This window comes from Methylobacterium sp. CCH7-A2, assembly GCF_001557075.1.
GTDB lineage: Bacteria > Pseudomonadota > Alphaproteobacteria > Rhizobiales > Beijerinckiaceae > Allobosea > Allobosea massiliensis.
On record NZ_LSKN01000069.1, the window covers coordinates 47688 to 60681 of the forward strand.

Consider the following 12994-nt stretch of genomic DNA (forward strand, 5'->3'; position numbering starts at 1 on the left):
GCGGTCGGACGGCATCCCCATGAACGCCCTGACACGTCTCGAACAGGCCCTGGCCGGCGGGCCGCAGCCGCATGATCTGGTCCAGGTCAGCGGCAGCGTCAGCGAGGTCACGCCGGCGGCGCTGCGCGTCGGCGGCCTCTCGCGCTTCGTGCGGCTGGGTGAGCGCATCGCGCTCTCGACCCAAGGCCGCGCCGAGCTGGGCGAGGCGATCCGGATCGACCGCGACGGCGTGCTGGTGAAGCCCTTCGCGACGACGGTCGGCGTCGGGCTCGGTGCCCGCGCCAGCCTCGCCGGGCCGCTCGTGCTGCGCCCTTCCCAGGGCTGGAAGGGCCGCGTCGTCAACGCTTTCGGCGAGCCCATCGACGAGGGCGGGCCGCTGCCGGCCGGCGACGTCGCGATGCCGGCCGAGGGGCCGCCGCCCGAGGCGATGAAGCGGGCGCGGGTGACGCGGCCGATCCGCACCGGCGTCAAGGTCGTCGACCTGTTCACGCCGCTCTGCGCCGGCCAGCGCATCGGCATCTTCGCCGGCTCCGGCGTCGGCAAGTCGAGCCTGCTCTCGATGCTGGCGCGGGCGCCGGGCTTCACCACCATCGTCATCGGCCTCGTCGGCGAGCGCGGCCGCGAGGTGCGCGAGTTCCTCGACGACACGCTGGGCCCGATGCGCGCCCAGGCGGTTGCCGTCGTCTCGACCAGCGACGAGAGCGCGATGATGCGCCGTCTCGCGCCCAACACCGCCATGGCGGTCGCCGAATACTTCCGCGACCAGGGCGAGGACGTGCTGCTGATCCTCGATTCCGTGACACGCCTCGCCCATGCCGCGCGCGACGTCGCGCTGGCGGCCGGCGAGCCCGCGGTCGCCCGCGGCTATACGCCGAGCGTCTTCAGCACGCTGCCGAAACTGCTTGAGAGGGCGGGGCCCGGCGTCGAAGGCACCGGCACGATCACCGGGATCTTCTCCGTGCTGATCGACGGCGACGACCACAACGACCCGGTCGCGGATTCGATCCGCGGCACGCTCGACGGCCATCTCGTGCTCGACCGCGCCATCGCGGACCAGGGCCGCTATCCGGCGGTGAACGTGCTCGGCTCGGTCTCGCGCCTCGCCCACCATGTCTGGACGCCGGAGCAGCGCGGGCTCGCCTCGCGGATGAAGGCGCTGATCTCGCGCTTCGAGGACACGCGCGACCTGCGGCTGATGGGCGGCTACCAGGCCGGTGCCGATGCCGAGCTCGACAAGGCGATCGTGCTGGTGCCGAAGATCTACGAGGCCCTGCACCAGGAAATGAGCGCAGCGCTCAGCACGGATGCCTTCAAGGATCTGGCGAGCACGCTGCAAGGGTGAGGGCAGGGGTTTCCTTCCTGCGCCATCAGGGCCATCCGCGCCGTCATCCCGGTCAAGCCGCGCCAGCGGCGCCGCTCCGGGATCCATCGAAGGGCGCCTGGCCCTCCGATGGATCCCGGCGCTCCAGCCGGGATGACGGCGCGCGTAGCGGATGCGTGGGGTGGCGCCGATGCGCCTCGCAGCCGCTCTCAGCCGCGCAGCTGGTCCTTGCGGACGTAGTTGAATTCCTTGACCAGCATGTCCTTGACCAGCTCGCCACCGAGACGGGCGTTGACCCCGGTCTTGACCGTCTTCAGCAGCGCGTCGATGTCGACGCGCTCCAGCCGGGAGAAATCGACCTTGCCGTTGGAGTAGATCGCCCGCAGCGCCTCGTCGCGGACGTAAGCGTGCGGTTTCACGGTCATCTGGCGGAGCGTGCGGGCATCGGCGGTGAAGACGAACTGCGCCGCGACATAGCCCTGCACATCGCCATTCGCGATGATCGGCACATGGATCAGCGCGGTTTCCTCGTATTCGAGGCCTTCGAAGAACGGCGTCTCGGCGGCCGGCGGCGTCTCGGCGCGCCAGGTCAGGGCCATGTGGCCCGAGACCAGCGTGACCCCGCAGACCCAGGCGCCGAGAACGAGCAGCTGCGCCGTGGTCATGAAGCGCGGGCCCGCGGGACCGAGGTGGCCGCGAGGCGCGAGGTGGCGGAATAGGTTCCGTCCGACTCGGCGTCGATCAGCGTGCTCGTCATGGCGGAGGCGATCTCGCGCACCGCCTCGAGATGCATGCCGATCGCCATGCGGTTGTGCTCCAGCTTCAGCCGCAGCGTCGACAGGCGCGCGATCAGCGGGCCGTCGCCGGCCTCGTCGCGCATGGCGCGCAGCGCCCGGCTGGCGTCGAGCAGCAGCCGGCTCTTGATCTCGTTGAGGCGGTTGAAGTCGGCGCTGCGCAGCGCCATCAGCTCGCCGGTCTCGTGGTCGATCGCCTGTTCGAGGCGGTCGAGCACGGCCCACATGGCGCGCGAGGCGGCGCTGGGGGCCGCGGGCTCCTCCTGCATCGCCACGGGCGGCGGGACAAGTGCGGGGAGCAGGGCCGCGACCTCGGCGGAAAGGGGCGTATCGGACAGCTCGGTCATGGGGTCAGGCCTGTCGGAAGTTGGAGCGGGCGACGCCACCGGAGCTGGCCGGCTTGGTCAGGTTGAGGAAGCGCTGTTCGACCGAGAGCGGAATGGCGAGGTCGCGCGCATTGGCGCCGGCGATGCGGCCGTCGAGCAGCTTGTGCGCGGCGGCGACGGCGCCGTCGGCGGATCCCGTGTTGTTGCGGGCGGCGATGGCGGCCTCGACCTTTGCGCGCAGGCCCAGCCCGCCCGCCTTGGCGATCTGGTTGGCGATCTGCTCGGAGAGCATCGAGCGCCAGACGCCGCCGGCGGTGCCGCTGCCGAAGTTGTTCGCCGTCGCCTCGGGCATCATCTGCTCGATGAAGGTCTGGATCACCTGTGCCTCGAACTGCTGCATCGTCTTGGCGGTCTTCGAGGGCACGGCCGGCGCGGCGCTCTCTAATTTAGCCGGCGCAAGAGCGGCGAATTTCTCACGCGCCCCGGCGAGCCCGGGCGGCGCCGCCTCGTCCACCGCGGCGGCGAACTGCGTGCCGGCGATGCCGTTGCCGAGCTTCTGGAGCCGGTCGACGGCGAGCTGCAGGCGCGCCGGATCGGCGGCGCGGGCCACGTCGAGCACGATGTCCGACGGAGGAGTAATCGCCATTGTCACCTGCCAGGGTCGTTGAACGATCTGGTGTCGATGATGGCGGATCAGGCTTGTTTCAGGCTTGCGGGCGGCGGAGGCGGAACCGGTATCAGAAGGTCGCTGCCCGCCGGCCTTCACGCGCATCCATGATCTCAACGAGCGCGCCGTCCTGATCGGCCCGCAGCTTCACCTTGCGGAGATGGTCGGCGAGGCGGGCGGTGCGCTTCTCGCGGCCCGTCTCGGCGAGGACCTGCCTCGCCTGGACGATCGCCGCCGCCTCTAGCTGCGCGGCCGAGACCTCGGTCCGGTGCAGACGCCTGGCGGTCATGTCGGCGAAGAGCCCGGCGGTCGGCCCCTCGCCGTTGAGCGCTGCGACCAGCGCGCGGGATTCGGCGCGCGCCGCGGCGGCCTGCAGCTCGATGGCCTTCTGGCGCCATTCCGCGAGCTTGCGGATGCGCGACTGGATCGACAGCATCCGCTCGATCGCCTTCAGACGCTGGCCCTGCATGGCCGCTCAGCCCCGCGCCAGCCAGGTGGAGAAGGCGGAGATGAACAGGCTCAGCGCCTCCGGCCCGGAGAAGTAGAGCAGGAACAGCCCGCCGGCGATGACGAAGGGCAGCGAGATGAAGTAGACCGGGATCTGCGGCGTCAGCTTGTTCATCAGGCCGATCGCGAGATTGACGATCACGGCATAGATGATGAAGGGGCTGCCGACGCGCAGCGCGAGGTAGAAGGTCTCCGAAGCCCGGTCGGCGATCTGGATCAGCCCGGCCTGGGCGTCGAGCGGCGTGCCCGGCGCGATGCGGCTGTAGGAGCCCGCCAGCGCCCGGATGACCTCGGCATGCTGGTTGGTGACGAACATCAGCGTCGCCGCCGTCAGGGTGATCAGCGTCACGAAGGGGGCGGAGGCCTCGGCCTCGTCGACCGGCAGGCCGGGCAGCTGGCCGAGGCCGGCGGTCGTCGCCATCGCGGTCGCGATGGTCTGGAGCGCCAGGAAGAAGAAGCGCGCCATCAGCCCGATCAGCGCCCCGGTCATCGTCTCGGCGAGGACGACGCGCAGCAGCGTCGCGGGGCCGGGCGAGACGAGATGGGCGAAGGCCGGCAGCACATAGGGCGCGAGCGCCAGCGTGACGCCGACCGCGATCATCAGCCGGAAGCGGACCGGCACGCGGGGGCTGGAGAAGCCCGGCATCAGCATCAGGCAGGCGCCGATGCGGCAGAAGATCAGGAAGGCATGCAGCACCGTGTCGGGCGTGAACGGCGTCACGAGATGGTGCCCAGCAGGTTGACCTCCAGCCCGCGCGCGATCTCGACATGGGAGAGGACGGGCAGCGCCGGGAAGATGCGCTCGACGATCATGCGGACGTAAGGGCGCGCATCCGGGCTGGTGACGAGCACGAAGCTCTGGCCCTGGTCCATGCGGGCGCGGATCGCCGTCGTCGCTTCGGCCGCGAACTCCTCGATCAGGCGCGGATCGATGTCGAACTCCACGACCTCGCCCTTGGCGTCGCGGCGCAGGCTCTCATGGAAGGCGAGGTCCCAGCGGTTGCCGAGCCTGAGCATGTTGAGCACGCCGCCCTGGGTGAGGTCGCCGCAGATCTGCTGGGCCATGCGCATGCGCACATGCTCGGCGATCTGCTCGGCGCGGCGGACATGGGGCGCGATCTCGGCGACGACCTCGAGGATGAGGTGGAGGTTGCGGATCGAGACGCGCTCGGCCAGCAGCAGGCGCAGCACCGCCTGCAGGCTCGAGAGCGACATATGGGCCGGGCAGATCTCGTCAAGCAGCTTCTTGTATTCGGGTCCCAGCCGGTCGAGCAGCGCGCGCATGTCCTTGTAGGACAGAAGCTGGCCGAGATTCTTGCGGATCGTCTCGCTGAGATGGGTGAGCAGCACCGAGAGCCGGTCGACCGGCTGCATGCCCTCGCGCCGGACCTCGTTGGCATAGCTTTCCGAGACCCACATCGCCTTGACGCCGAAGGCGGGTTCGCGGACCTCCTCGCCCGGCAGATCGGGCAGGCGGCCGTCGCCGACGACGACCAGCATGCTGCCGGGGCGCATCTCGCCCGTGGCGGCGACGGTGCCGTGGATGCGGAACTCGTAATGCTTCGGCGGCAGCGTCAGGCTGTCGGAGAGTTTGATCTCGGGCACGACGAAGCCGTATTGCTGCGCGAATTTCTTGCGCATCTTGCCGACGCGATGCGCCAGCTCGCTGTGCGAGGTCAGCATCTCGGCGGCGAGCTGCTTGCCGAGGCTGAGTTCGATCTCGGCGGTGCGCAGCGATTCCTTGATCGTGTCCTGGCTCTCGCGCGCGGCCTCCTCGGCCTCCATGGCGCGGATTTCCTCGGCGGCCGCGGCACGCTCGGCGTTGCGCTTGGGGATGGTGTAGCCGACGAAGGCCATCACCCCGCCGAGCAGCGCGAAGGGCAAAAGCGGCAGGCCGGGAACCAGCGCCAGGATCACCATCAAGAAGGAGGCGACGAAGAGGGCGCGGGGATAATGCCCGAGCTGGCCGAGGATCGCCTGTTCGGCCGTCCCGCGGGTCCCGCCCTTCGAGACGAGCAGGCCGGCGGCGAGCGAGACGATCAGCGCCGGGATCTGGGTGACGAGACCGTCGCCGACCGCGAGCTTGACGAAGACGTCGGCCGACTGGGACAGCGACATGCCGTGGCGGGTGACGCCGATGATGATGCCACCGAGGATGTTGACGGCGGTGATGATCAGCCCGGCGATGGCGTCACCGCGGACGAATTTCGAGGCGCCGTCCATGGCGCCGAAGAAGGAGCTCTCCTCCTCCAGCTCGTGGCGGCGGCGCTGCGCCTCGGGGGCGTCGATCAGCCCCGCCGAGAGATCGGCGTCGATCGCCATCTGCTTGCCGGGGATGGCGTCGAGGGTGAAGCGGGCGCCGACCTCGGCGATGCGGGTCGCGCCCTTGGTGATCACGATGAAGTTCACCGTGACGAGGATGACGAAGACGATCAGCCCGATGACGAAATCGCCGCCGATGACGAAGCGGGCGAAGCCGTCGATGATGTAGCCCGCCGCATGCGAGCCCTCGTTGCCATGGGCGAGGATGACGCGGGTCGTGGCGATGTTGAGGGCGAGCCGCAGCATCGTCGCGACCAGCAGGATGGTCGGGAAGGAGGAGAACTCCAGCGGCTTCTTGATCCAGAGCGCCACCATCAGGATCAGCACCGAGAGGGCGATCGAGAGCGCCAGGCCGAGATCGATCAGGAAGGCCGGGATCGGCAGGAACAGGATCGAGAGGATCGCGACGATGCCGACGGCGAAGCCGATGTCGCGGCGGCTGGCCGGCGGTTCGCCGGACGTCGCCTTGGGCGCGACCTTGCCGGTGATGAGCTGGGGCGTGGCCATTTGGGCACCCTGTCCTGTCGTCGGAGATTCGCGCCCGGCGCCGCGCGCTCAGAAGCCGCGCTCGATGCGCCCGTAGACGCGCTCGGTGAAGGCGAAGATGTGCGCGCCGGTGAAGGCCCCGGTCGTCGCCATCACGATCAGGATGACGACGATCTTCGGCACGAAGGTCAGCGTCGCCTCCTGCACCTGCGTCAGGGCCTGCATCAGCGCGATGATCAGGCCGATCGCCATCGCGGCGACGACCGCCGGGCCGGCCCCGACGATGATCGCCCAGACGGCGTCGCGCATCATGTCGAGGGCGTCGGCCTCGTTCACGCGGCGTGCCTCAGGCTTCTGTGGTGGCGGGCTTCAACGCCGCGATGCCGGCGATGATCTGGTCGAGCTTGGCGTTGGCGGTGACCGACTGCTCAACCTGCGAGAGCGCCGCGAACTGCTGGACGTACTGCGCCGGATCGGTCGGGTTGGTCGGATCCTGATTCTTGGCCTGCGCGATCAGGAGCTGCAGGAAGGTGTTGTAGTCGCCCATCGCGTTCTTGGTGCTCGTCGACGTCGAACTCGAGCTCGAGCTCGTCGTCGTGCTCGGAATGCTGCTCACGTCCATGATCGGCTCCATCGGGTCCGGTGTGGTGGCCCGCCGGCGGCGGCGGACCCGGTTTCGTCAGGCGAGCGCGGCCTCGCACGGCCTCGGCGCGACGGCCGCAGCTCTCACTGTCGCCGGCAGGCTAGGCTCCCTGGCCTGCCCGGAGCTTGCGAGGATCGCGGCTTCCGCCGGATAGAGGGCCCGCAGCTGCTTCAGCGCCTCGAAATGGCGCTCTTCCGCGATCAGCCGGTCCACCGCCTGGAGGCCGAGGAGCACGTCGGCATCCTCGAAGATGCAGGCGGTGGTCATCAGCATGCGGTCGAAGAGCAGCCGGGCGGCGCCGGCGTTCTTCGGGTCGATCAGCATGGTCTGGACGACGAAATAGAGCTGCCGCAGCGGCGTCGTCGTCTCGTCGGGCTGGATGACATGGGTTTCGAGCAGGAAGGTCGCGTCGTTCATCAGCTCGAGACTGACCTTGCGGTCGAAGCGCAGGATCGCCCCGTTGATGTAGATCTTCTCGTTGGCGCGCAAAGAGAGGTTCATCGGCTTGCCCATCCTCCGGTTCAGGCGAGGCTGTCGCGGATCATCTTGTTGACGTCGATGACCGACTCGAAGTCGTCGGACTGTCCCAGCCGCAGCGCCTCGCCCTGGCGCAGGGCGAAGAGGCCGATCGAGATCAGCGAGGCGCGCAGGCTCTCCGGCAGTCCGTTCTCGGCGCTGCCGAGATCCTCGATCAGCAGGGTCCAGAGCCGGCGCAGGAAGCCGACCGCCTCGATCGTCTCTGGCGAGGCCGCCCCGGTGGGTCGCGCTTCCTCGAGCAGGGTCACGGCGTGGTCGAGCGCCCGCCATTCCTGGGCGCGGGCGAGGGCGTAGTCATCCGCGGCCATGGCCGCATAGGAGCTCTGGTACATGGGGCATCTCCGGACGGTGGACGGGAGGGCGTGGGCGCGCAGTCGCCCGGTCGCGCCGGCGGAGCCGGAGCGGGAGGCGAGCGCGGATGGCGGGGCGCCCGGCGGCGATGTCGGCGGCCGGGCGCGGGGTCAGCTCATGTATTTCAGGATGTTGAGCTGCTGGATCCTGACGGTCAGCGCATAGGCGGTGTCGAGCTGCGTCGTCAGGTCGGTGACGCGGACATTGGCCTCGTAGGGATCGACGTTCTCGAAGCCCTGGATCTGCTTGGCGACGATGTCGCGCTGGATCGTGAGCCGCTCGCTCGAAACCTTGACCCGCTCCTCGATGGCGCCGAGCTGCGCCTGCGTCGCGGTGAGGCCGAGGATCGCCTTGTTGACGCTCTCGATGCTGGCGTCGACGACGGCGCGGAAGGCGTTGGTGTTGAGCGTCTCGGTGCCGAGGTCGTAGGCCATGGTGTAGGCCATGGCGAGGTCGCGCATGGTCTGCGTGTTGGCGTTGGTCGAGACCTCAACGACTTCGCTCAGCGAGATCCGGCCGGTCATGTTCTGGTCGAGCGCCGAGGACCAGTTCGTGCCCCAGGCCGGGTTGGCGAACTCCGCCGGCAGCACGGTCTGCAGGAATGTCGTCATGTCGGCCTGCGTGATGTTGGCGACCGCGGGCGCATTCTGGGCGAAGCCGAAATAGCCGGCGAAGGCGGCGTCGATCGCAGCCTTGTTGCCCGAGACCGGGGTGGCGAAGTAGTCGGTCACCGGGCGCTGCTGCGTATTGATGCCGGCGAAGAGGAACTGGCCGCTGGACGAGGCGTTGAGCGACGCCGTCAGCGCCTGCAGATTGTTCTTCGCTTCCGACTTCAGGACCTCGGCGCCCTTGTCGCCGTCGCGCACGCTGATCAGCGTGGCGAGGAACTGCTCGGCGGTCTCGCGCATGCCGTCGAGCGCCTTCTGCGTCACCTCCAGACGCGAGGCGACGAGGCCGTTGGTGTCGACGATGCCGTTCAGCCGGTCGTACTGGTCGCGCAGGCCGACGGTCTTGCCGGTGCTGCCGCCGAGCGTCAGGCCGATATCGGCATGGCGCAGCGTGGTCGATTCCGTGGTGGCGTCGGCCAGGCTGTCGCGGGCCTTCGCAACCGCGTTGCGCAGCGTGCCGGAGAGCGAATAGTTCGAGATGAAGCTCGTCTTCATGGTCGTTACCTCACGGCCTGCAGCAGCGCCTCGAGCATCCGGTCGATGGTCGAGATCAGGGTCGACGAGGCGTTGAAGGAGCGCTCCAGCTCCATCATCAGCGTCATCTCCTCGTTGATGTCGACGCCGGTGACGTTGGAGAGCGCGGCCGTCGTGCGCTGGAGCAGCGCGGTCTCGTAGCCGAGCGTCTGCGTCGCGGTCTGGCGCTTGGCCTCCAGCCAGCCGACCGACGAGCCGGCGAAGCCGACGAGGGTGTCGGTCGGGTCGGCGTCGGTGGCGGGGTCGAAATTGCGGCTGGTGCCGAGCGCGGTCAGCAGGCCCTGAATGCGGTCGGGGAAGCCGGCGGCGCCGCTGGCATTGTAACTGTAGTTGGGGTCGAGCGGGTCGGAGATGCCGCCGTCGCGCAGCCGGTCGAGATCGCCGCCCTGGGAGGGGTCGGCATTGGCGTTGATGCGGATCGTGCCGGCCAATCCCGCCACCGTCACGGCGGTCGCCGGAATGGCGGCCGGGCCGGGCGGCGGGCCATAGGTGAAGAGGCCCGCCTGGTCGGGGCCGACGCCGGTCTGGTCGCTCTCGGCGAAGACCTCGATCAGCCCGCGGGCGATCTCGTCGAGCTGGCTCTGATAGGTGACGGTGATCTCGTCGCGGACGATCGCCGAGCCGTGGATCTGGCCGGATTTCAGCGGCATGATCGCGTTGGGACCGGTGACGGGCACGCCGTCGACATAGACCGCGTTGCCCGCCGTGCCGGCGCCGAGCGCGAAGCTCGGCGCCATCGTGACGCTGCGCGGCACCGTCTCGAACAGCGTCACGCCGCCATCGGTGTAGATCACCATGTCGTTGTTGGGCCGCGTCGCCACGCTGATGCCCATCTCCTCCGAGAGCTGGGAGAGGATGCGGTCGCGCGTGTCGAGCTGGTCGGTGATGTCGGCGCCCGACTGGCTGCCCTTGACGATGGCGCGGTTGGCGACCTCGAACTCCTTGAGCAGGCCGTTCACCCGCTCGACGCCGAGCGCCATGTCGGCATCGGCCTGCTGGCGGACGGTGCGCACCGCCTCGCTCGCGGCGTTGAGGCTGCGGACCATCTCGGTCGCCTTGGTCAGCACGTTCTGCGCCAGCAGCGGATCGTCCGGCGTCACGCCGTATTGCTGGAGGGCGTTGGTCAGCGCGCCGAGCTTGGCCGCGAGCGACTGGTCGAGTTCGGGATCGTCGACCGTGGCTTCCAGCTGGTCGAGCGCATCGACGATCGCCTGCTGTCCGGAGGTGGTCGCGGTGGAGCCGAGCTTGGCCGCGAACAGCACCGAATCCATCGCCCGGCTGATCGAGGCGATCTTCACCGCCCCGCCATAGGTGGTCACCAGCGTGCCGGCCTTGCGGTTGTAGTTGGGGTCGTCGGCGCCGGCGACGTTGCGCGAGAGCACGGAGGTCTGGGTCGAGGTCGCGGTCAGCGAGGACTGCGCCACGTTCAGGGCGGATGACAGGCTCATGGATGGGTCCCCGTCTCGCTTTCGGCTGGGCTCAGCGCTTCAGGTTGACGAGGACGTCGAGGATTTCCGAGCCGGTCTGGAAGACCTTGGAATTCGCCGTGTAGCTGCGCTGCGACTCGATCATCGCCGTCAGCTCGGTGGCGAGGTCGACATTGGACTGCTCGAGCGCCCCGGAGCGGATCGAGCCGAAGCTGCCGCTCTCGGGGAAGCCGACGATGACGTCGCCCGACATGTTGTTGACGGAGTAGACATTGCCTGATTGCGGCGTCAGCTGGTCGACGCTCGGCACGGTGGCGAGCGGGATGCGATAGGTCGCGCGCCGTGCGCCGTTCTCGAAGACGGCGTAGACGGTGCCGTCCTCGGCGATGTCCACGCTCTCGACCGCGCTCGGCGCGTTGCCATCGACCGCGAGTTCGAGCGCGGTCTCGCCGGTCGCGACCTGCGAGACCTGGCTGAAGTCGATCGTCGCGGTGGCGCCGCCGGGGATGGCGACGGTGAAATTGGCCGGCGCGGTGGTGAGCTGGCCGGTCGGTCCGAAGGCGAGCGCGACGTTGGCGAGCGGGCCGCCCGCATAGGGGAAGCCGCCGGCGGTGGCGCCCGCCTGGTCGAAGACGACCGCCTGCCAGGTGTCGGGGGCCGTGCCGGTCTTCGCCATATAGACGTCGAGGAACTTCTTGTTGCCGAGATTGTCGTAGGAGACGATCGAGGCCTTGCTCGAATAGGTGCTGCCGGCGACGTTGTCGGAGGGCAGGGTGCCCGCCGCGATCACCGTGGCGTTGGAGTCCAGAACGCCTTTCAGGGTACCGCTCTGGGTGGGGTTGGCCTCATAGGCGACATTGGCGAGGTTGATGCGCTCCAGCCCGTCCAGGCTGTTGGCGACGACGGTCGGGTCGCCGTTCTGGATCGGGTAGCCCATCAGGTAGAAGCCGGCCGAATTGACCAGTTCCTGGCTCCCGTTCTTCACGAAGGCGCCGGCGCGGGTCATGTAGGGCGTGCCGCCGGCGTCGGTGACGACGAAGAAGCCGTTGCCGCGGATGGCGAGGTCCGTCTTCGAGGTCGAGCCCATGATCAGGCCCTCGTCGGAGATCGCGTAGCGCGTTGTCGTCTCGACGCCGCCGGAATTGTACTCGCTGTGGTTCCCTTCGGAGATCAGCGAGGAAAACTCGGTCGAGGCGCGCTTGTAGCCGACGGTATTGACGTTCGCGATGTTGTCGCTGACGGCGCCGAGCTTGCTGCCCTGGGCGGCCATGCCGGACACGCCGGTGCGCATGATCCCGAAAATGCTCATCTGCCGATCTCCAAGCGAAGCTGTCGAGCTTCATCTGATCTGGAGTTGCTTGCCCGAAGCTTTCGCCTGATTATGTCGGGTATTTTGATTCAAATTTATCGAAAAGAGCCGCCGAATACGTCAAAATCGACTCCTTATACTATAGGCGCTCCCACGCGCCCGTTTCCGCGACTCGTCGCCCGGGCAGCAGAGGCCCCGCTGGATGCGGAGTCGAACCCGGTCGCGGTTAAATTTCGAGGGTTAATGAAAGGTATAGGCTTTCTTATAAATCCGTATAACGGTCTTTAACTCAGGTTTCCACAGTGTTTCATCTCAAGTCTCGTTATTCGTTTCTCTCGTTGACCATGATGAAGACGATGCCTAGCGTCACGCTGCTTCCAGCTCTTTTGAGGGGGAGTTATACCGATGCTGGGGGGTGTCCATGTATATCGTCATCGATGACCGGGTTCTTGTCACCGAAGGATATCAGTCTCTGTTTACGGGCGAGGGCGTTCCGGCCATCGGTTTCACCCCCTCGCGCTTCCAGGAATGGGTCGAGGATACCTCGGCCGATCATCTGAGCAGCGTCGAGGCTTTTCTGATCGGCGACTGTGCCGAGCGGTCGAGCTTTCCGACCATGATCCGCCGCCGTTCGCAGGCGCCGGTGATCGCGATGAACGAGGCCTCCTCGCTCGAAAAGACGCTCGAGCTCTTCGCCGCCGGCGTCGACGACGTGGTCCGCAAGCCGGTGCATGTCCGCGAGATCCTTGCCCGGGTGAACGCGATGCAGCGCCGGGCCGAGAAGCGCCGTGCGAGCGACGACGAGGTCACGATCGGCGAGATCAAGGTCCATTTCGACGGCAGCGACCCCGAGGTCGCCGGCGAGGCGATGGCCTTGCCGCGGCGCGAGCGGCGGATCCTTGAATTCCTGATGCGCAATCGCGGCCGCTGGGTCACCAAGACCCAGGTCTTCAACGCGGTCTATGGCCTGTTCGACGCGGAGGTCGACGAGGCCGTGGTCGAGAGCCATGTCAGCAAGCTGCGCAAGAAACTGCGTGAGCGGCTCGGCTATGACCCGATCGAGTCGAAGCGCTATCTCGGCTACACGATCTCCTGACGCGCG

Annotated in this window: 15 protein-coding genes; 2 read left to right on the forward strand and 13 right to left on the reverse strand. The window is 68.1% G+C overall.

Annotated features, from left to right (window positions below):
* Positions 1-19 precede the first annotated feature (19 nt).
* Positions 20-1342 (forward strand): flagellar protein export ATPase FliI, encoded by a 1323-nt coding sequence (fliI, locus tag AX750_RS04965; RefSeq protein WP_066724028.1) that lies wholly within the window; start codon positions 20-22, stop codon positions 1340-1342.
* A gap of 188 nt (positions 1343-1530) precedes the next feature.
* Here fliI and AX750_RS04970 read toward each other — a convergent pair whose 3' ends face one another.
* The 13 genes from AX750_RS04970 to AX750_RS05030 all read right to left on the reverse strand — a co-directional run bounded on the left by AX750_RS04970 (position 1531) and on the right by AX750_RS05030 (position 11892).
* Positions 1531-1986: a hypothetical protein gene (locus tag AX750_RS04970; RefSeq protein ID WP_066724023.1), complete on the reverse strand. Its 456-nt coding sequence runs from the start codon at positions 1984-1986 to the stop codon at positions 1531-1533.
* Positions 1983-2462 carry a hypothetical protein gene (locus AX750_RS04975; protein ID WP_066724020.1) on the reverse strand — a complete coding sequence of 160 codons (480 nt, stop codon included), beginning with the start codon at positions 2460-2462 and terminating at the stop codon, positions 1983-1985. The genes AX750_RS04970 and AX750_RS04975 overlap by 4 nt, the downstream gene beginning before the upstream one ends.
* Before the next feature lie 4 nt (positions 2463-2466).
* The gene (locus AX750_RS04980; RefSeq protein WP_066724017.1) at positions 2467-3087 is read right to left on the reverse strand and encodes a rod-binding protein; all 621 of its coding nucleotides are present in this window, start codon (positions 3085-3087) and stop codon (positions 2467-2469) included.
* Between the two features lie 91 nt (positions 3088-3178).
* Positions 3179-3577, reverse strand: a complete 399-nt coding sequence (locus AX750_RS04985) for a hypothetical protein (RefSeq protein ID WP_066724015.1) — start codon at positions 3575-3577, stop codon at positions 3179-3181.
* Positions 3578-3583: 6 nt separating this feature from the next.
* Positions 3584-4336 (reverse strand): flagellar biosynthesis protein FliR, encoded by a 753-nt coding sequence (gene fliR, locus AX750_RS04990; RefSeq protein WP_066724013.1) that lies wholly within the window; start codon positions 4334-4336, stop codon positions 3584-3586.
* Positions 4333-6444: a flagellar biosynthesis protein FlhA gene (gene flhA / locus AX750_RS04995; RefSeq protein ID WP_066724006.1), complete on the reverse strand. Its 2112-nt coding sequence runs from the start codon at positions 6442-6444 to the stop codon at positions 4333-4335. Before flhA ends, fliR begins: the two co-directional genes overlap by 4 nt.
* Before the next feature lie 48 nt (positions 6445-6492).
* A complete protein-coding gene (gene fliQ / locus AX750_RS05000) occupies positions 6493-6759 on the reverse strand; it encodes a flagellar biosynthesis protein FliQ (protein WP_066724003.1) in 267 nt (88 codons plus the stop codon).
* 10 nt (positions 6760-6769) lie between these two features.
* On the reverse strand, positions 6770-7045 hold the full coding sequence (locus AX750_RS05005; RefSeq protein ID WP_082735399.1) for a flagellar hook capping FlgD N-terminal domain-containing protein: 276 nt from the start codon (positions 7043-7045) through the stop codon (positions 6770-6772).
* 57 nt (positions 7046-7102) lie between these two features.
* Positions 7103-7567: a flagellar biosynthesis repressor FlbT gene (gene flbT / locus AX750_RS05010; RefSeq protein WP_245282309.1), complete on the reverse strand. Its 465-nt coding sequence runs from the start codon at positions 7565-7567 to the stop codon at positions 7103-7105.
* Positions 7568-7587: 20 nt separating this feature from the next.
* Positions 7588-7935: a flagellar biosynthesis regulator FlaF gene (flaF, locus tag AX750_RS05015; protein WP_066723994.1), complete on the reverse strand. Its 348-nt coding sequence runs from the start codon at positions 7933-7935 to the stop codon at positions 7588-7590.
* A 129-nt stretch (positions 7936-8064) separates the two neighbouring features.
* Positions 8065-9117, reverse strand: coding sequence for a flagellar hook-associated family protein (locus AX750_RS05020; RefSeq protein WP_066723992.1), 1053 nt, complete (start codon positions 9115-9117; stop codon positions 8065-8067).
* A gap of 5 nt (positions 9118-9122) precedes the next feature.
* Positions 9123-10604, reverse strand: a complete 1482-nt coding sequence (flgK, locus tag AX750_RS05025; RefSeq protein ID WP_066723990.1) for a flagellar hook-associated protein FlgK — start codon at positions 10602-10604, stop codon at positions 9123-9125.
* 31 nt (positions 10605-10635) lie between these two features.
* Positions 10636-11892: a flagellar hook protein FlgE gene (locus tag AX750_RS05030; RefSeq protein WP_066723987.1), complete on the reverse strand. Its 1257-nt coding sequence runs from the start codon at positions 11890-11892 to the stop codon at positions 10636-10638.
* Positions 11893-12313: 421 nt separating this feature from the next.
* Between AX750_RS05030 and AX750_RS05035 the strand changes: the two genes are divergently transcribed.
* Positions 12314-12988, forward strand: coding sequence for a response regulator transcription factor (locus AX750_RS05035; RefSeq protein ID WP_066723985.1), 675 nt, complete (start codon positions 12314-12316; stop codon positions 12986-12988).
* Positions 12989-12994 lie beyond the last annotated feature (6 nt).